General features: G+C 32.3%; 16 protein-coding genes and 1 other RNA gene. 2 read left to right on the top strand and 15 right to left on the bottom strand.

The annotated features are described in order from the left end of the window. Positions 1 to 776: 776 nt before the first annotated feature. From HMPREF2864_RS01810 to HMPREF2864_RS01775, 8 genes are all read right to left on the bottom strand, one after another. Positions 777 to 1,658, bottom strand: coding sequence for a 5'-3' exonuclease (locus tag HMPREF2864_RS01810; RefSeq protein ID WP_002459107.1), 882 nt, complete (start codon positions 1,656 to 1,658; stop codon positions 777 to 779). Then, entirely contained in the window at positions 1,648 to 5,112 is a 3,465-nt protein-coding gene (locus tag HMPREF2864_RS01805) for a dynamin family protein (protein ID WP_070544836.1), read from the bottom strand. Before HMPREF2864_RS01805 ends, HMPREF2864_RS01810 begins: the two co-directional genes overlap by 11 nt. A 262-nt stretch (positions 5,113 to 5,374) precedes the next feature. Then, a complete protein-coding gene (locus HMPREF2864_RS01800) occupies positions 5,375 to 6,010 on the bottom strand; it encodes an SDR family oxidoreductase (RefSeq protein WP_002459105.1) in 636 nt (211 codons plus the stop codon). 127 nt (positions 6,011 to 6,137) lie between these two features. Beyond that, positions 6,138 to 7,268 carry a THUMP domain-containing class I SAM-dependent RNA methyltransferase gene (locus HMPREF2864_RS01795; protein WP_002478188.1) on the bottom strand — a complete coding sequence of 377 codons (1,131 nt, stop codon included), beginning with the start codon at positions 7,266 to 7,268 and terminating at the stop codon, positions 6,138 to 6,140. Between the two features lie 131 nt (positions 7,269 to 7,399). After that, positions 7,400 to 7,784: RNase P RNA component class B (rnpB, locus tag HMPREF2864_RS01790), an RNA gene on the bottom strand. A 53-nt stretch (positions 7,785 to 7,837) separates the two neighbouring features. Further along, positions 7,838 to 8,176 (bottom strand): cell division regulator GpsB, encoded by a 339-nt coding sequence (gene gpsB, locus HMPREF2864_RS01785; protein ID WP_002478187.1) that lies wholly within the window; start codon positions 8,174 to 8,176, stop codon positions 7,838 to 7,840. Positions 8,177 to 8,201: 25 nt separating this feature from the next. Continuing rightward, positions 8,202 to 8,756 carry an SLOG family protein gene (locus HMPREF2864_RS01780; protein ID WP_002459102.1) on the bottom strand — a complete coding sequence of 185 codons (555 nt, stop codon included), beginning with the start codon at positions 8,754 to 8,756 and terminating at the stop codon, positions 8,202 to 8,204. Between the two features lies 1 nt (position 8,757). Then, on the bottom strand, positions 8,758 to 9,099 hold the full coding sequence (locus HMPREF2864_RS01775; protein ID WP_002478186.1) for a DUF1798 family protein: 342 nt from the start codon (positions 9,097 to 9,099) through the stop codon (positions 8,758 to 8,760). A gap of 249 nt (positions 9,100 to 9,348) precedes the next feature. Here HMPREF2864_RS01775 and recU point away from each other — a divergent pair, with 249 nt between their 5' ends. Both recU and HMPREF2864_RS01765 read left to right on the top strand, forming a co-directional pair. Beyond that, positions 9,349 to 9,975: a Holliday junction resolvase RecU gene (recU, locus tag HMPREF2864_RS01770; RefSeq protein WP_002459100.1), complete on the top strand. Its 627-nt coding sequence runs from the start codon at positions 9,349 to 9,351 to the stop codon at positions 9,973 to 9,975. Continuing rightward, a complete protein-coding gene (locus HMPREF2864_RS01765) occupies positions 9,972 to 12,167 on the top strand; it encodes a transglycosylase domain-containing protein (protein WP_002459099.1) in 2,196 nt (731 codons plus the stop codon). The genes recU and HMPREF2864_RS01765 overlap by 4 nt, the downstream gene beginning before the upstream one ends. An 89-nt stretch (positions 12,168 to 12,256) precedes the next feature. On the opposite strand, the gene HMPREF2864_RS01760 is transcribed toward HMPREF2864_RS01765, so the two are convergent. From HMPREF2864_RS01760 to HMPREF2864_RS01730, 7 genes are all read right to left on the bottom strand, one after another. Continuing rightward, positions 12,257 to 12,589, bottom strand: coding sequence for a YpoC family protein (locus tag HMPREF2864_RS01760; protein WP_002459098.1), 333 nt, complete (start codon positions 12,587 to 12,589; stop codon positions 12,257 to 12,259). Positions 12,590 to 12,595: 6 nt separating this feature from the next. Continuing rightward, complete coding sequence (nth, locus tag HMPREF2864_RS01755; RefSeq protein ID WP_002478185.1) at positions 12,596 to 13,255, bottom strand: endonuclease III; 660 nt, start codon at positions 13,253 to 13,255, stop codon at positions 12,596 to 12,598. Next, on the bottom strand, positions 13,245 to 13,931 hold the full coding sequence (locus HMPREF2864_RS01750; RefSeq protein WP_002459096.1) for a DnaD domain-containing protein: 687 nt from the start codon (positions 13,929 to 13,931) through the stop codon (positions 13,245 to 13,247). The genes nth and HMPREF2864_RS01750 overlap by 11 nt, the downstream gene beginning before the upstream one ends. Before the next feature lie 183 nt (positions 13,932 to 14,114). Next, positions 14,115 to 15,407 carry an asparagine--tRNA ligase gene (asnS, locus tag HMPREF2864_RS01745; protein ID WP_002459095.1) on the bottom strand — a complete coding sequence of 431 codons (1,293 nt, stop codon included), beginning with the start codon at positions 15,405 to 15,407 and terminating at the stop codon, positions 14,115 to 14,117. Between the two features lie 107 nt (positions 15,408 to 15,514). Beyond that, positions 15,515 to 18,196: a helicase C-terminal domain-containing protein gene (locus tag HMPREF2864_RS01740; RefSeq protein WP_070544835.1), complete on the bottom strand. Its 2,682-nt coding sequence runs from the start codon at positions 18,194 to 18,196 to the stop codon at positions 15,515 to 15,517. Positions 18,197 to 18,219: 23 nt separating this feature from the next. Then, positions 18,220 to 19,191 (bottom strand): biotin--[acetyl-CoA-carboxylase] ligase, encoded by a 972-nt coding sequence (locus HMPREF2864_RS01735; protein WP_070544834.1) that lies wholly within the window; start codon positions 19,189 to 19,191, stop codon positions 18,220 to 18,222. Continuing rightward, a complete protein-coding gene (locus tag HMPREF2864_RS01730) occupies positions 19,178 to 20,380 on the bottom strand; it encodes a CCA tRNA nucleotidyltransferase (RefSeq protein ID WP_002459092.1) in 1,203 nt (400 codons plus the stop codon). The genes HMPREF2864_RS01735 and HMPREF2864_RS01730 overlap by 14 nt, the downstream gene beginning before the upstream one ends. Positions 20,381 to 20,382 lie beyond the last annotated feature (2 nt).

Here is a 20,382-nt window from a genome sequence, read left to right as displayed (position 1 = left end):
TAAAATATAATATTGATAAAATTTACTGAACCCAATTTCATCATTCAAGGTGTTAGTTTTCATCAACCACTAACTTTCTAAAACTACCGTATAAACAACTACTAATTTCAGTAATTAAAGCGTAAAAAAACACGTTAACGCTAAACACATAAGGACGCGTTACCGTGGTGCCACCTTAATTAACAATATACATTGCTCACTCATTAATATAGTCATATTTTAAACTTTGAAGACCCAATTCATTTAACACGCCGTGCTAATTTACATCACCCATTAGCTTTCTTATTGTTACGTAACGTAAAACTACTTATTCTTCAAATTATCTGATAATTCTTATATTTCAGTATATTACATCACCTTTTTAATAATGTCAACCCTTGTTCATAATATGGTTAAAATTAAAAAAGATTGATTTATTAGAGTTGTTTATAATTAATTATGTGCGTCTCCCATTGTCTATAAATAAGAGTCATTAACATCATTCATTTTGAATTCGTATTACCGTATCTGCAAGGTTAACTAGACTTGAAAAAAGCTTGGTATAAGCGTATTTTCAAGCCAGTCAACACTGCCACTTTATACAGTTCATAGTCTAAACATAATGATGTCCCAAACGGTTCTTTATTTGTAATGCTTCGTATTTTATGGTTTCGCTTTCCTAGGGTGTTGTCTCAGTCTCGGCTCTAACTAGCATTACTTCCTCAAGCGTCATGCCATATACAATATATATGTGTGTGATTTTACAACTTTTGTTTTTTACTTTTAAATTATGTTACTTAACTAAAGTTAGTCGCAAGATATTTACCTGAGACAAATAGTTCATGTTCATTACAAATTGACAATATATTTTGTAACGTATTGGCGTATGTCATTTTATCAAATAATGACTCTGTATCTAGTGGTACGTTGGTATATATTTCAGCAAGTTGTTTAGAAAGTTTTAAGTCATCAATATGACTATTAATCTTTGTTTGTTGGCCTTGGGTTAGCTTACTAATATTACTAAGGACACCTTCGACACTTTGATGTTCTTTTATTAACTTAAGTGCCGTTTTTTCACCTATACCTTTAACTCCGGGATAGCCGTCTGCTGTATCTCCCATGAAAGCTTTAACATCAATGAATTGCTTTGGTGTAATTCCATAATCTTCAAGAAAACGTTCAAGTGTGTAACGATTATATATATTAAAGCCTTTTTTGGTTAACCAAACTTCTACATTAGGATTGATACATTGCAATATATCTTTGTCCCCAGTAATAATAAATACCTCATTTTGATCTGAATAAGTTTGGGCTAAGCTACCTATAACATCATCAGCTTCATAATTGACAACACCAATATTTACAAAACCAAACTGAGTTGCGATTTCTTTGACATAATCAAATTGTGGAATGAGTTCATTTGGTGGTGCAGGACGATTTTGCTTATATGAAGCATACATTTGATTTCTAAATGTTTCTTGCCCCATATCCCAGCAAACTGCAACATGACTTGGTGCTATATCATGAATAGCTGAAAAAATGTGTCTTACAAAACCTTGAACGCCATTTGTAGGTATACCTTTCGAATTATACATAAATTGATTGTGTAAGCTTGTTGCGTAAAAATGTCTAAATAATAATGCCATACCATCTACTAGTAATACTCTATTCGTCATAAGTGCGGCCTTCTTTCCCTTGTAAAATATGATCTAATTGACGCGCTGCATGTTCTATAGATGTGATAAGTTGATTGTCCAGTTTAAATGATAAAAGTGTTTGAATTTGTGTCTGTACTTCGTTTTCTAAGTCTAAAAATACATGTTCGTATTGATCTTCCATGTCCTTTATGACTTTTTGGAGCTTGTGACGTAAGTCGTTTAAACCATTTTGTATTAAATGTAAGGTTTGCTGTGCAATATTTTGTTGTATTTTTCTTTGAATATTATGATTTAAAATATTACGTTTTGTTAGATTTTTAGGTAATACCTTTAACATATCTTCTAATTCAATAGTAAGTATCGGTGTATTGCTAATTTCAATATTAATATTTAGTTCAGGTTGAATGAAAATATGAACTTGTTCTAATTTTTTTAATACTGGAGATAGTTGACGTTCTATATCTTGTTGGAAATGTTTTTTAATTCGTTCAGTAATAAGTGTTTGTTCTAAGTAAAAACGTTGGTGAATTTGAGTTAAATAGTCTTTTGTGGCGTCTGACTTTTGTTTTGAGAAGTCAGGATGCTGAGTCAATTGACTATTAAAAACACTTTTAACGTCGTCTAATAATTGCAATTTTAATCTATCATTTAAATAATAAATTTGGTCATCAATTTCATTAATAGATAATTGACTTGATGTTGTTATGAGTTGTGTAGCAACATGTGTTTCTTGCTGATATTGTTGTAATTTATTATTTCGAGTTCTTAGTTGTGCTTCGTTGTTATAATAATCATCAATTAATTCTGCATAGGCCTGTTTAATTTGTGCTAATTGATGTATCATTTGTGTTTCTAAAATAGACTTTGCTTCTACTTTTGCAAAATAATCAATACTATCTCTTAAGTTAATGATGCCTTCATCTTTTCTTTTAAGGCCGATGCGACTTGATACTGTATAAATTTCAGACTTTAAACCCACCTGATTTAAAGCATTAAAAACATATTCTTTTACACTATCAATGTCATTTTTTGATTCTGCTAAGTCAATTGCATTTACTATCATTTTAAACGATTGATGATCATTTAATTGATTCATTGCCTTCATGTGTTCTATAAAGGCCTTATCATTATCTGTAAAAGAGTGATTAAAGTAGCTAACATAGAGAATTAAATCTGCCGAAGTTAAAATTTGTTCAGTTTCATTATTATGACGTTGGTTATTTGAATGTAAACCTAATGAATCAACAATAATTATATCCTGTAACCATTCGATTGGCAGTTTTAAGTGTACAGTTTTTACGAAAGCGGCATACGCATCTTCAGAACTCCATTTTTTAATTTCTGCTTGTTCAATATTATGTTTTGTACCTTGAGTGAGCATAGTTTGATACAATGAAGCATGTTTTTCAATAGCATTAATAAATGCAAGTTGATTTTTAGGTAATTTTTGTTTGATTTGATTTAAATCACTTTTTAACAGTGCTTCAAGGCTATCAAATGATAAGTGATGATACTTCAGTATATCGTTTAATTCGGCTACTAATTGGTCATTTGTTTTTAACGTGATATAACTTTGTTCACCATATGACAATTCGGTAGTGGCTGCAGTTGTAGGATTAGGAGAACTAACTAAATATGTATCTCCAAGTAAAGCATTAATTAAACTGCTTTTTCCTGCACTAAATGTGCCAAATACTGCTATTTTTACTATGTTTTGGTTCATGCGTTTTAAAGTGTCTTGAATATCCATTTTTGTTTGTTCAAAAAGTGGTATATCTTTTATGATGTTTAAGCCTTCAGCTATATCGGCATGTTGTGTTTTTTCTTTATGCTTAACTGTTTCAATATGATTGTGTTCATGTGAATCTGTAGTTTCTGATAACATATAATTTGTTTCAGTGCGTCCGATGAGTTTATCTAAAGAATCATCCAAATGTATATAATAATGACGATAATTCTTTGTTGTGAGAGACTCTTTTAACTGTTTTAATTCAATAAACCGTTCATAAATCGTTAAATCATTGTCTGCATCATCAGATAAATCGTTAGCTTGAGCATACTTAGATGCCTGCTCAAATAATGGTTCAGATTCTTGTTCTACAAATTTACGAATGGCCTTTAATGTATCATCAGAAAATGTAAGTACATAGGTATTACTAATTGCTGTTTGAGGTTGGTATAAAGATGATACCAAGGCTTCATCGATGTGATAATGTTGATTTAATATGTTTGAAGTTACTGTACTATTATTGATGAAGCGCGTTAAAAAGGACATATCTTCTCGCATAGGTTGACGAATTTGCTGATTGACTTTGTCTTGTAACATATCGATTACAAGTTTAAGGCGACGTTGTTGTTCCGCTTCCTTCTTTTTCTTCTTATTTAGAAAACCGTGCACTTTAAAATCTTTTGACATACTTTCTAGATAAAATCGTATTTGTTCACGCATATCGTGTGTCATGATATATGCATTTTCAAGTATGTCTTTCCGTTTCATTTTAAGAAAACGCAATAATTCTTGTGGATTATTTAACATCTTTGCTTCTTCGCTTACAGCTTGATTTTGTTGAAAACGTAAATATGCTTCTTGAAAATCTTGTTCCTCAATATCCAAAGTTTCTAAAATATTTTGAAGCTCACTTTTAATATATGACAGTTGTGAATGCGCGATAAAATCTAATGTTCGCTCGACGTATTGATTAATGGATTCTCTATGTTCATCCATAGTTACTAAGTCACGTGACAGGTCTTTTAATTGATTATGTGGATGTTCAAATTTAGAGACATAGTAAATTTGCTCTACATTGATATCCCATTCTTTAATGGATTGTGCTACCTTTTTCTTAAATGTATCGAAGCTTAGTTCTTCTTCCTGGTGTTTATCAATTTGATTAATAACAAATACTACGGGCAATCCTGCTTCGTTCATCCGTTTTAAAAATTTGAAATTCAAAGCTGATTGCACATGATTGTAGTCGACTGTATAAACGATAAGATTGCTTGTATACATATATTGTTCGGTTGAAGATAAATGTGTTGATATATTTGAATCTACACCAGGTGTATCTTGCAATGTAAATCCTGGTTTGAATTTTGTTGAGTTAATTGCAATTTCTATTGATTCGACATCTACATTTAACCTATTCATCTGTTTGACTTCATCATACGTCTTAAGTCTGGTATATTGCTGACCGGTAATATTAGCAATAATCCCCTCTTCTTCTGCAACAGATACAATGGCTGTATTACTTGTTGTTGGAACAGGAGAACTTGGTAGTATATCTTGTTCTAATAGTAAATTGATAAGTGTAGATTTACCGGCTGAAAAATGACCGACAAATGAAATGGTAAATTGATTTAAATATACTTTTTTAATAACTTGGTTAATTGTGTTAATTAATTGTTTGTTGTTAGATTTTTCTATTTCTTTTTTTAGTTTATATAAATGGTCTAATTGACTTTGATTTATCATAAGCGCTTCCCCTTTGTCACAGTACATAGCTTTATTTTACAAATAAATACGTGCATTAATAAAGTGAAAATGGCTGGAAAATGAATATAAACAAAAAGAATTACAGTCAAAAATGATTTCAATGTTTTTCACAACAACGATTAAGAACGCAAAGCGCTTAATAAAACACTTTACGTTCTTGAAAATTTTTTTGAGTTTTTTAAAAGTTGATGTGGCTGTACAGTTTTAATTTAATTATTTTTCGACATAGTGACTTGGATTACTACATCCATGCTGGTTTGTCTCCATCAGTATTTGGCTTGTTTACGCCAATATTTTCTTTGGAGTGCAGCGATGGATTTTTTGCTATTTTAACTGCTAAATTAGCAACACTTTTTCTTGATACTTCTGTACCTTTAAATTGCTCTCCTTTTTGGGTCACTTCATAATCGGTTTCATTTTTAAATGTAAACCAGGCTGGACGAATAATTGTATAGTCTAAATTTGAAGCTTCGATAATATCAGCTGCTTTACGGTATTTTAGCAATTTATTACCAAATTGTTCTTTATTAAATTGATTGAATTTATCAGGTAATTCATCATAAATTCCTGGAGCAGCGATAAAGATAAGGCGAGAAACATTTTTTTGTGCCATTGCATTTACAATAGCTGTTGCTTCAGCGTCCATAGAGCCTGATAGACTAGCAAAGACAACATCTACTTTATCCAGCGCTTTAACGATATCTTGTTCATTTTTAGCGTCACCTTCATATACCGTGATGCGATTTGATCTATAGTCGGGTATACGATGCGCATTTCTTAAAAATAAATCTACATTATAAGTTGTATTTTCCAAAAATATTTTAGTAGCTTCAATGGAAACTTTACCATTGGCACCGATAATTAAAACAGTCTTCATATTTATCTCTCCTAACTATGATGTAATTCTTCTGTATATGTTAACTAAAAACTCAGTTATCCTTACTTTACAATAGTAATGATAAGAGTGCGAATGAATTATTTGTGACTAAATTTTTTATTGCAGATTAATATTGCGGTTTTTTACCCCAATATTGATAATAATTACATTCGATATAACCGTTAAATAATTTACGACGTTTTGTCGCTTTACGATTAGCTAAAAACTCAAATTCTTTATTGCTCGTTAAAATGTAAGTTGATAAGAAGGGATGCTGTGCCATCAATTTACCAATGTAACGATACATTGTTTCGACCTCTTCTCTATCGCCGATACGTTCACCATATGGTGGATTGCCTATTAATGCCATTGGTTCTTCACGATGAATAGTTAGTGTATTCACATCTTTAACTTCAAATTGAATGATATCACTTAATCCTACCTCTGCAGCGTTACGTTTAGCAATTTCAATCATATCTGGATCGATATCATAGGCATAGACTTCGACTTCTTTATCATAATCTGCTTGTTGGTCGGCTTCGTTACGCAGTTTTTCATAAAGATCTTCTGGAATAATATGCCATGCTTCAGATACAAATTCCCTATTAAACCCTGGCGCAATATTTTGTGCTATAAGACATGCTTCAATAGCTATTGTTCCTGAACCACAAAAAGGATCGATTAATGGTGTTTGTCCTGTCCAATTTGCTAATTTTATCAAACTTGCAGCTAAAGTTTCTTTTATAGGTGCTTCACCTTGAGCTAAACGATAACCCCGTTTATTTAGCCCAGAACCAGAGGTATCTATCGTTAATAACACATTATCTTTTAAAATCGATACTTCCACAGGGAATTTTGCACCTGTTTCATTTAGCCATCCAGATTCTTGATAAGCATATTTTAAGCGTTCAACAATCGCTTTTTTAGTTATAGCTTGGCAATCAGGTACGCTGTAGAGTGTTGATTTAACGCTTTTTCCTTGGACTGGAAAGCTGCCATCTTTATCAATAATAGTTTCCCATGGTAATGATTTTGTTTGTTCAAATAATTGTTCGAAAGTTGTCGCATTAAAACGACCAACTACAATTTTTACTCGATCAGCGGTACGTAACCAAAGATTGCATTTTACTATGGCAGATTCATCGCCTTCAAAGAATATACGCCCGTTTTCTACCTGAGTTTCATAGCCTAGGTCTTGAATTTCTTTTGCGACCACTGCTTCTAATCCCATTGGACAAACAGCTAATAATTGAAACATGTTTAATCTCCTTTAATTAAGTGATTTCAAAGTCTATTTTAACGAATAATCATAGTTCTGAATAGTTTAGTAATGAAATTACATGAAAAAAGCTCTCCGCACAAAGGGAGAGCTAAACTAGTAAATGATATTTCTGTAAGCCATGTTCTGTTCCGTTGTACTCATAATGTGTACTAGCTGCACTGGTACGCGGGTGGTAATCATCTGTCTACCTATCATCTTATTTCAGATGAAATGTGTCTCGTTTATACGTTGAATTCCGCTAAACAAGTGCTCCTACCTAATTTGGATTGCTCACTCGAGGGGTTTACCGCGTTCCACCTTTTATATTTCTATAAAAGCTACGTCACTGTGGCACTTTCAAATTAATTTAACCTTATCTGATGACTTAGGTTATTTCATTGCCGTCAAATTAATGCCTTGATTTATTATTTCATCAAGCACGAACACTACAATCATCTCAGATTGTGTGAGCATGGACTTTCCTCTATATTGCTATAGCGATTACCCAAAATATCACTTTTGCGATTATACCATATTATATTTCTTAGTAACAAACGTAAATGTCTTTATTTACCAAATACAGCTTTTTCAAGATTTGAAATTCTTTTTAAAATATCGACGTTATTGTTGTTAGAGTTGGCACTGCCAGAAGCGAAAGATTTGTTGTCTTGGGGTCTAGATGTTGCTACACGTAATCTTAATTCTTCCAGTTCTTTTTTTAATTTGTTATTTTCTTCTGATAATTTTACAACTTCACTGTTCATATCTGCCATCTTTTGATAGTCAGTAATAATGTCATCCAGAAAAGCGTCTACTTCTTCTCTTCTGTAGCCACGTGCCATAGTTTTTTCGAAATCTTTCTCATAAATATCTTTAGCTGATAGCTTTAAAGATACATCTGCCATTTTATCCACCTCATTTTTCAAAACTTTAATCTTCAGCCCACTGTAAATCATTAATGAAATCTTGTAATTCATCAAACGTCACAATATCACAAGTATAGTTTGTTTTAGACATAAAATCAACTAACATCGCTTTAAAAAACTTGGGACTCCCCTCTTGCTCTTCATCATAAATAAGTAGCGTCAAATCAGAATGTTCCAGCATAAAGCGGTCAGCCTGTTTAAACTGAAAAGCCCCCTTATATTGACTATGATAAATACTATCCACATAATCTGCTTTGGCTACCAGTTGGTTATAGACTAATTGATTTTGCTCATTCCAGCGTTGCGTATGACCTTCAAATGGTGTGATAATCGCTAATTTTAGTTCGGGATATTGTGCTTTCAACTCAATAACAACTTGAGCTGTCCACAGTTCTATACCCATTTGACCTTGAATTAACACCCATTCTAGTCCTTCATCAAGATAATTTATTAATTTATGACGTATAAATTGTTTTAAATAATAAACTTCCGGAGCGTCATCTTTAAAAATATTCAACTCAAATGATTTATAACCAGTTATATAAATTGTTTTTACCATATTATTCCCCAATTTCAAGTTGTGATGCCATGTAATTTAAAACATAAGTCACATTTTTAAATTTCTCATTAAAAAGTTTGCGACTTGTTCTATAATAATGACATTCAACTGATAATTCTTTCACCATTTGTAAAAATATCTGCCATTTATATTCATTTAAATAAGGTAATGTTACGATGTCATCTTTATAATAGGAAAACTGTGTAAGAAGAGAATCTATTTGCGTGGCATAAGGCTTTACATAACGGTCAAAATCATAATTGCACTGTGATTTTTTAACTTTATTATAGGTAGATTTTATATATTTTAATTCATCATTTAATTGATTAATATATTGTTGCATTTAGGCCTCCTATAAATAAATTTAACATAATTACACAGTGACGTCATTTTAGTATCTTTTTCAGTGTTATTTATGACACATCATTAACTAAATTAACTGAAATATTGTGTTAATTGGCAATAAACGTTAAAATGAAGTGGTTAATGTATAGATTGATATTTTATACATTATTCTCATATAAAAGTTTGGAACATTAAAATGCCTCATGTATAATAAGAAGGGTTTATAACCAAACTGGTGGTGAAAGTAATGAATTATCCAAACGGGAAACCATTTAATTCAAATAAGACTAAGGTCGGACGCAATGATGCCACTATTTCAGGTAATATAGAATATGGTGGGCGCGGAATGTCTTTGGAAAAAGATATAGAATTATCTAATTCTTATTATTTAGACAAAGATATAGCTGTTATTCACAAGAAACCTACACCAGTGCAAATTGTGAATGTTCATTATCCGAAACGAAGTAAAGCAGTTATAAATGAAGCTTACTTTCGTACGCCTTCAACAACTGACTATAATGGTGTTTATCGAAGTCATTATATCGATTTTGAGGCAAAGGAAACGAAAAATAAAACGTCTTTCCCATTAAACAACATTCATGATCATCAAGTTGCGCATATGCAAAAAGCACATGTCCAGCGCGGTATTGTGTTCTTAATTATGCGATTTAAAGTACTTGATGAAGTGTATCTTCTTCCCTATTCTAAGTTTGAATATTTCTGGAAAAGGTACAAAGCGGATGTTAAAAAGTCGATAACAGTTGAAGAAATACGAAAAAATGGTTACCATATTCCTTATCAGTATCAACCTAGATTAGATTACCTCAAAGCTGTTGATAAGTTGATATTAGATGAAAGTGAGGACCGCGTATGACGGAAAAGCAAGGATCTTCTCAACCTAAGAAAGGTAATAATGGAAAATCCAAACAAAAACAGAATAAAAGTGTGAAGAGAACGATTATTAAGATTATAGGTTTTATGTTTATTGCCTTTATCATTCTCGCACTATTAGGTATTTTACTTTTTGCTTATTATGCATGGAAAGCACCCGCATTTACAGAATCGAAATTACAAGATCCTGCGCCTGCTAAAATCTATGATAAAAATGGCAAATTAGTTAAAACACTCGACAATGGTGCTAGACGAGAGCATGTTGATTTGAAGAATGTACCGAAAAACATGAGAAATGCAGTTTTAGCAACTGAAGATAATCGTTTTTATGAACACGGTGCACTTGATTATAAACGTTTATTTGGGGCCGTAGGTAAAAACTTGACTGGTGGCTTTGGTTCACAAGGTGCTTCAACATTGACCCAACAAGTTGTCAAACGATCATTTTTATCAGAAGAGAAATCTATTGGTCGTAAAGCACAGGAAGCATACCTTTCATATCGGTTAGAGCAAGAGTATAGTAAAGATGACATTTTCCAAATGTATCTAAATAAGATTTACTATTCTGATGGTGTATATGGTATTAAAGCTGCAGCTAAATATTATTTCAATAAAGACTTAAAAGATTTAAATTTAGCTGAAGAAGCATATTTAGCTGGTTTACCACAAGTTCCAAATGTTTATAACATTTATGATCATCCAAAAGAAGCAGAAAATCGTAAGGATACAGTTCTTTATTTAATGCATTATCACAATCGCATTAGTAAAAAAGAATGGGAACAAGCGAAGAAAACATCTTTAAAAGATAATCTCGTTCAACGTAGTACAAAAGAACGTCAAACTGGTACGAAAAATCAAGATACGGATTACGATTCTTATGTTAACTTTGTAAAATCTGAACTTATGAATAATGATAAGTTTAAAAATCAAAATCTTGGTGATGTTTTACAAAGCGGAATCAAAATCTATACAAACATGGATAAAGATGTCCAAAAAACATTACAAAATCGTATAGACAACGGTAACTTCTACAAAAATGATGATCAGCAAGTTGGTTCTTCAATTGTAGACAGCAAAACTGGCGGATTAGTTGCTATTTCAGGTGGACGTAATTTCAGAGATGTCGTCGATCGAAACCAAGCTACTGACCCTCACCCTACTGGTTCATCATTAAAACCATTCTTAGCATATGGTCCAGCAATTGAAAATATGCAATGGGCTACAAATCATGCTATTCAAGATGAATCTAGTTATCAAGTTGAAGGTTCTACATTTAGAAATTACGATCAAAAAGGTCATGGAACAGTATCAATGTATGATGCTATTCGACAAAGTTTCAATATACCAGCTTTAAAAACATGGCAAGCAACACGTTCTCAAGCTGGTAACAATGCACCGAAGAAATTTGCATCAAAAGTTGGACTTGATTACAAGAATGAAATTGGTCCGTCTGAAGTACTAGGTGGTTCTTCATCAGAATTCTCACCTACTCAATTAGCTTCAGCATTTGCGTCAATTGCAAATGGAGGAACATACAATAATGCACATTCTATTCAAAAAGTTGTGACTGCAGACGGCGAAACAATTGAATATGATCATTCTAGTCATAAAGCAATGAAAGACTATACGGCTTACATGTTGGCTGAAATGCTTAAAGGTACGTTTTCAGCATATGGTTCAGCATATGGACATGGTGTTTCTGGCGTTAATATTGCAGCGAAAACTGGTACTGGAACATATGGTGAAGAAGTTTATCAAAAATATAATTTACCGGATAGTGCAGCTAAAGATGTATGGATTAATGGTTTCACTCCAAAATACAGTATGTCAGTGTGGATGGGCTTTAAAGAAGTTAAACAATATGGTACAAATTCATTTGTTGGTCATTCTGAACAAGAATATCCACAATATTTACTAGAAGAAGTGATGTCTGATATTTCACCAAGAGACGGTTCAGACTTTAGTAAACCTGACTCTGTAAGTGGTAGTAATAAAGAATCATTATCAGTAGCTAATCACCCTGATAATAATACAACAGGACGAAAAGTTTATGGAAGTAGCGGTTCTAGCGACAGTACTTCAAGTTCAAATCGTTCAAGTAATTCAAACACATCAAGTGGAGCAAGAAACAACTCAAGCAGCACAGGTGGTTTAAGCTCAGTTTTCGGACGATAATAAATTCGTCATAAATGAAATTCCCTCTAAAGCTTTCTTAATTATTTAAGAGATGCTTTAGAGGGAATTTTTTATTATTTAATGCACATTTATGATTTACGGAATTTCAATCTTGTTTGATAGCTTGCAGCCATTTTTATTAATTCGCTTTTTAATGTTTTCATTTGTCTGTAACCCATAAAATGGTATTTTCTAGTTAATAGATATTGATAGCGTTCGTAGAAATTCATTGGAACGATAGGATAAAGTGAGAGTGATTCAAAATCAATTGCAGAAATTTGATTGATTTGTTTGAAGTAATCTATTAACAGTTGAAAATATGCATCAACTACTGGTTTGGCTTCAGCTGAATTTAAATTTCTGGTAGCTGCAAATTGTTCAAGTTGTTGTTCTAATACTTCAAAATCTTGCTTTTCTATCATCTGAAATCACGCTTTCTTTAATTTAAGTTTATATCGTTTTTGTCCTTCTCTACAATCATCAAACAATGGGCATATGTCACATTTTGGTTTTCTTGCAATACAATGATAACGGCCGAAAAATATTAATTGATGATGGCTTTTATTCCAGCGGTCCCTTGGGATTATTGAGCATAACCTATCTTCTACTTGTCGCACATTATCTTTCCATCTATTGATACCTAAGCGTTTTGAGACACGTTCGACATGGGTGTCGACGGCTAAAGCTGGTTCTCCGAATGCTACACTCATCACCACATTTGCCGTTTTACGTCCAACTCCTGCTAAACTTTCTAGTTCTGCATGAGTTTGGGGAATTTGACCATTAAATTTTTCAAGTAGTGAGGTACATAATTTTTTGATATTTTTTGCTTTATTACGATATAAACCAATAGAACGGATATCTTGTTCTAATTCTTCTAATGGTACAGCTAGATAATCTTCAGGTGTTTTATATTTAGTGAATAATGTAGCGGTTACTTTATTTACTAAGTTATCCGTACATTGGGCTGACAAAAGAACTGCAATTGTCAGTTCGAATGCATTATTATGCCTTAGTTCGCATTCTGCATTTGGAAACATATCAGCGATAATATCGATCATTTTTAGCGCTTTCTTTTTACTTATCATCTAAGTTCTCTCCATTTAACCAGTCAAATTTAGGGACTTCTTTAACTGTATGTTTCATTTTAGGCTTATGAAACTGTTCACGAATTTTATTTGTATCATCGATTGTTTTTACATTATTTTTCTTCCAATTAAGCAGTATTCGATCCATATATTTAAAACTAAGCTTATTTTGCCCCACTGCTTCATCCAAAGCTGCTTGGATGATACTAATGTCGTGATGATCCACATCAATCCACTGATTTAACGTTTCAATTTCATAGGGTGATAACGGTCTAGCAAATATTTGTTCTATCAAAGTGAATAACTGTTGGAATTGATTGTCTTCTTGCTTATTTTGACTCTTAAGTTCTTGTTGCTTGAGCAAGGATAATAATTTAGTATAAAACGGATCCAAGTTCATATATTCGGTAAATTTACCTTCTTCATCTTTATTCACATTTAATTCCAATAAATCTAATTGGATAAGATGTTGTATAATTGTGGTGATTTCTCTAGAATCTAGTGTCGATCCTTTTCTTAAGGCTTCTATTGAGGGCTGTTTATTAGAAGTTTCTGCAGCATAAATTAATTTAATAAGAATAACCAAATCTTGTTCATCCATACCTAATTCACTATAATGATCAAATAATTCTCTTCTTAATACGACTGGTCTTGTCTTGAGTTGAAAGATATCCATATATTATCACCTCAATATATTTAGTTTCTATAAAATGGGAGTGAGACAGTTTGTTATCCCACTCCCCTAACCAAAATTCTAAAGTTGTAGATTGCGAGCATTAATAGGCAATCAGTTTAGCGTTAAAATTGTTTATGCCTAATCAATAAGCTTATCATTTCTTACTTAATAAACATGTAAATGTTATGGATAAAGTCTATTTAGTAAGCGTGGGAATGGTGATGTTTCTCGAACATGTTCAACACCTGATATCCACGCAACTGTTCTTTCTAAACCTAAACCAAAACCACTATGTGGAACGCTACCATAGCGACGCAAATCTAAGTAGTAACTATAGCTTTCCTCATCTAAGTGATATTGCTTGATGCGTTCTTCAAGCAATTCTAAATTGTTAATACGTTCTGAACCACCTATAATTTCACCATAACCTTCTGGCGCGATTAAATCGGCACAAAGCACAGTATTGTTATTGTCTGGATTTGGTTGCATATAAAATGGTTTAATTGATGTTGGATAATTTATGATAAACACTGGCAAGTCATAATGATTAGCAATAGCTGTCTCATGCGGTGCACCGAAATCATCGCCCCATTCGATATCATCAAATCCTTGTTCTTTGAGATAATCAATCGCATCATCATAGGTAATACGAGGAAATGGTGTAGCTACCTTTTCTAATTTTGAAGTATCTCTATCTAATAATTTCAATTCTAAAGTACAATTTTCTAATACGGATTGGACCACATGCGCAACATATTGCTCTTGAACCTCTAAACTTTCAGCATGCGTTGTAAAAGCCATTTCTGCTTCAATCATCCAAAATTCAATTAAATGACGACGTGTTTTAGACTTTTCAGCACGGAACGTTGGACCAAATGAAAAAACATTTCTATGAGCCATAGCCGCAGCTTCAAGATATAATTGACCACTTTGAGATAAAAACGCATCTTGATCAAAGTATTTTGTATGGAATAACTCACTTGTGCCTTCAGGTGCACTTGCCGTTAAAATAGGTGGATCAATTTTAGTATAGCCGTGCGTATCAAAAAATTCATAGGTAGCTCTAATAATTTCATTTCTAATTTTCATAACAGCATGTTGTTTTTTTGAACGCAGCCATAAATGACGGTGGTCCATTAGAAATTCTGTTCCATGATTTTTGGGAGTAATTGGGTAATCATGTGCTTCGTGAATTACTTGAATTGATGTGACTTGCATTTCATAGCCGATATCAGAACGATTATCTTCAGATATTGTACCTGTAACATAAAGTGAAGATTCTTGTGTAATATCTTTAGCAAGTTGGAAAGTCTCTTCATCTACGGCAGACTTAACCACGACACCTTGCATAAAACCAGTACCATCTCGAAGTTGTAAAAATGCAATTTTACCACTTGAACGTTTGTTTGTTAACCAAGCTCCAATTGTTACTTCTTGGTTAAGATGTTGTTTTGCTTGCTTAATTGTTGTCTTCATAACTCGTCTCCTATTGTGTATTTCTGTTTATTAATACTCTTTCATTTTAACAAAAGCACTATGTAAGTTCTAGTTGTCCATATTTTATTTTTACTAGTGTTTCAAGCTTATTTAATCTTATTGAGTAATTTATTGAATTGCTGGATATCACCTTTATTCTGACGATAATCTACAAGTACTTGAGAAAAGAAATTTTTATAGTTACTATGAATTAATCTGTCATCAAATGAAATGATTAAACCTTGATCTTCTTCGTTACGAATTAAACGTCCTAATCCTTGTCTAAATCGTGTAACTGCATCAGGTAATACATATTCTTTAAATGTAGATTTGAACTCTGAATCCATCAGCCAATATTTTGTATTATATTTATTCATAAATGGTAATTTAGCAATCATGACACATTTAATGCCATTTGATTGAAAATCAAAACCTTCAAAAAATGTTGATGTGCCTAAAAGTATTGCTTTATCAAAACTATTGAATTGCTGCACAATTTTATAATTTTGATTTTGTTGTTGTGTCAAGACGATATAATCTTCAAATGATGGTAAGTCATTGATAAGTTCTTGTACCATGTGCATCATTTTATAGCTGGTAAATAGAATGAGACATTTTGATTGCGTTTTTTGTGTATAAACTTCTAAATATTGCACGATTGAAGAAACATAATCTTCAATGCTTAAATAGTTATAAGGTTCTACATCAGTAGGTATAAACACATTTGTATTTTTAAGTTGTGGCATTGGATTTTGAACTTCAAATGTATTAAATGAGACAGTTTCGGTAAACCAATTTTTAAAGGCATCAAACGAATGGTTAAATGTTAAAGTACCAGATATAAAAGTTAAAGATTTAAATTTATCTAAAATTTGTGAGGTTAAAACGTCTTTGACATTATAATCTTTAATAAATAAACGAATGGTCGATTTTTGCTGTAAATTTTTTATGGCAATAAACGTCGTGTGATGTTCTAATAAACTGTTTTCAATTGCCTTGTAGCGTTCATTAAGATATAGGAGTTGTTTTCTAAATGATTTAACAGTTTTATGACTCATACCATTAAAGAATTCCAATGTTTTATTAACTTTTGTAATGACTTGATGTAAATCATTCAAAATGGATTGTGTATCAAAATCATAGACATAATGGTATCGATGAGTGTCATCATCGTGTGTTTCACTGCTGTGTATAATATCAAACATTGTAGTAAATAAGCGTTCATTTAATTCATGAATATCAGTTATATGAGATTTCAAGCCAAAAACATCAATGGGTGGGATGTCTAATTTTTCTAGAATACGTTGTTGTTCTAAGTGATCAATAGCTTTCAATAATTTTTCATTTTCATTTTTACCGATTAAGCCAAGTTGATATTTTATATCTGCATAGTTCAATTCGTTAGTGACTTGATTTAAAGCATAGTCAGGAAGACGGTGCGCTTCATCTATAATACAATCGTCAAATAATTCATAAATAGAATTTTCGTGGTCAGAATGAATGAGGTGTGCATGATTTGTTACACCAATTTGAATGTTTTGTGCATTGCGTTTAATATAATTATAAAAATGAACATTGTTTTTTTCTGGAACATATGTTTCATTTTTTTGGTCAAAGTACATCTTTTGACCGCCTTTTAAATTAAGCTCTTGTATGTCGCCAGTTTCAGTCTCAGTTAGCCAGATGAGCAGTTTCATCTTCAAGATACTTACTTCATAATTGATATTTTCATCTTTCAATATTTGACTGATTAATCCTAATGAAATATATTCACTTTTGCTTTTAATCAATAAGGCATTAATTTTAAATTCTAATGCTTGATTGAGTTCAGGGATATCTTTATAAAGTAGTTGATGCTGTAAAAGCTTTGTATTCGTTGAAATCATGACATGTTTATCCGTTTCAATGTTATACATTAAGGCTGCGAGCAAATAAGCTAAGGACTTGCCACTTCCTAGTGGTGCTTCTATCATGGCTTTATCACTATGCATTAATTGATCAAGAATAATTTCAGATAAGTATAATTGTTGTGGCCTATAAGTTAACTTTAATTGCGCCACTACTTTTGAATATAAGTCTTTTAAAGAACCATTAAAGTCTGTTTTTGGTGCTTTTAAATCGATTTGTTTTTTATACATAATTTGTTCAAAACGGTCAAATTTGTTATCTGGCAAAGCGTTTTTATATTGGCGTACCATTTCAAACAAAATATGATACAAGTCATATTTTAAGTTTTTGCTTAAATAATATAGTTGTTTTAACGTGTCTAGCGGTAATGTTTCAAACTTTTGAAATGCTTTAATCATTAATTTTGCAGTTGTTGTTGCATCTTCATCGGCACGGTGCGCATTATCTAATGGAATATGGTGTGCCTCTGCCAATTCACTCAGCTGATAACTTTTATCTGTAGGGAAAGCAATTTTAAATAATTCAACAGTATCAATCACCTTTTTGGGTTGAAAATGGATATGATTACGTTTAAATGCCTTTTTAATAAAAGTTAAATCGAAAGAAACATTGTGCGCAACAAACACAGAATCTTTAAGCTGTTTATAGACGTCTTCTGCAACTTCATGAAAATATGGTGCTTGCTTTAACATATCTTCTTCTATTGAAGTGAGCGCTTGTATAAATGGAGGGATTTCTACATCAGTGTTAATCATTGAATGGTAGGTACCTACAATTTTTTGGCCACGAACGAATGTGATACCTATTTGAATAATTTCATCGTAATCAAGCTGGTTACCGGTCGTTTCTAAGTCAACAACGGCGTAACTTGTTTGCCCCATGATTATCTCTCCTTAACTCATGATTATATTTCAATATCTGCACTCATTAAACGGCGCATATTCCCTTGGTTATCTCTGACAATTAAAAAGCCGTTATAATCTATATCTTCCGCTTTACCCATAAATTGCGTGCCATTTTCAGTGAATTTTATTTGACGCTGCCAAATGTTAGATGCTTTGATATATTCATCACGGATGGTATTAAATGGCTGTGTAAGAAACTGTTGATAGCGATAAACAATTTGTGAGATAAGCTGATCAAAAAATGCATAGCGATTAATTTTATGTGTGGCATGGAGGCGTATGCTCGTTGCTCTGGACTTAATTTCTTCTATAAAATCATCTTCAGTATGATTCATATTAATGCCAATACCACAAATGATTGCTTCAACAGCATCGTAATTCGCAACCATTTCAGTTAAGAAGCCGCAAACTTTTTTATCACCGATATAAATATCATTTGGCCATTTTATTTTAACCTCATCATTCGCAAATGCTTGAATAGCATCGCGAATACCTAAAGCAATAAATAGGTTGAACTTAGGCATCATATCAAATGGTACATTAGGCCTTAAAACAACTGACATCCACAAGCCTTTCCCTTTAGAGGAACTCCAATTTCGGTTAAAGCGACCACGTCCTTTTGTTTGTTCATCACTCAATATTAGATAAGATTTAGAATTATTGACTAACATTTGTTTAGCAATTATTTGTGTCGAATCGGCTGTGCGATAAACTTCTATTTGATCAAATATCTGATGTTTGTTGACAATAGGTTTAATAATGCCTAAATACCATTGATCAGGTAACGATTTCAACTGATGTCCTTTGTGATTAATCGATACGATGTTGCAACCTTCGACTTTTAATTGGTCAATAATTTTCTTTACAGCTGCACGTGAGATGTTTAATTGATTGGCAATATGCTGTCCTGAAATGTATGTGTTGTGATGTTGATATAGCATATTAATCACATTTTGACTATATTTCGACATGTTTTTTCACCCACTTCAATATCTGTTCTTTATTATTTTGCACATTGTTGTTGACAATTGCTACTTCAATCATTCTTAATACCGTTTTAATCCAAGGACCACGTTTTTTATTGAAGAAGTTAATTAAATCATAACCACTTATTGCGATATCTTGACGCTGATTTATAATAAGTGATTGTGATATATCGTGAATCACTTCAGGATTAATGATAACAGGATTACCTACTTTTATATGCTGATCTTGAAACATTTGACGATGGTTTAAGATTTCTAATAAAGAATGACTGCCATAGTCATATACTAATAGACGTAAATCTTGTTTTGATTTTATCTTATTCAAAAGTTGAAGCAAAGATAGCAATTGTTTAATCTTTTGTTTCTCGTTGTTACTTATTTTGAGAGAAGTAAGAGAAAATTGACTATTTGTTGCAAACAACAATGATGCAATCCATAGTTCGAAAGACATAGGCTCTGTTACTATAAATTTGTTCATATCTATAGATTCAAAGAATGGGATATGGTTAAACAACCCTAGCTGAATCATATGCTTGTAACTGGATGACACATAATGCCCTTGTATTAATTTTTTTAATTCAACGATAATACGTTCTATAGATAAGTAAGCTGTATCTGCCACACGTTGTTGCATGGCAAGAAATGTTGTTGTATCAATTGTAAAGCCTAATTGAGCCTCGAAACGGAGACCACGTAATATTCGCAGAGCATCTTCTTCAAATCGCTCATGAGGCTCTCCTACCGTTCGGATAATGTGTTGCTTAATATCAGCTTGTCCACCAAAGTAATCGTAGATTTGATAAGATTTGTCCATTGCAATGGCATTCATGGTAAAATCACGACGTTCAACATCTTGATACAAATTTCTGACAAACGTTACCTCACTAGGGCGACGATGGTCTGTATATTCTTCTTCTGCTCGAAATGTAGTTACTTCATAATTATGCTGTCCATAAACAACATTGATTGTGCCATGTGCTTTGCCAATAGGAATTGTATGCTGAAATATTGTTTCAATTTCATCAGGTGTAGCGCTTGTTGTGATATCAATATCATGTATATCTCGTCCCATAATATAGTCACGCACTGATCCACCTACAAAATAAGCCTCGTAACCGTGTTGCTGAATTTTTGTTAGTAAAGGTTTTGCTTGTTCAAATAATCTATATGACATCT

It is taken from the genome of Staphylococcus sp. HMSC059F04, assembly GCF_001812565.1.
In the GTDB taxonomy this organism is placed as follows: Bacteria; Bacillota; Bacilli; order Staphylococcales; family Staphylococcaceae; genus Staphylococcus; species Staphylococcus lugdunensis.
Note: the sequence above shows the minus strand (reverse complement) of the source record. Positions and strands in the feature narration are given on the sequence as shown.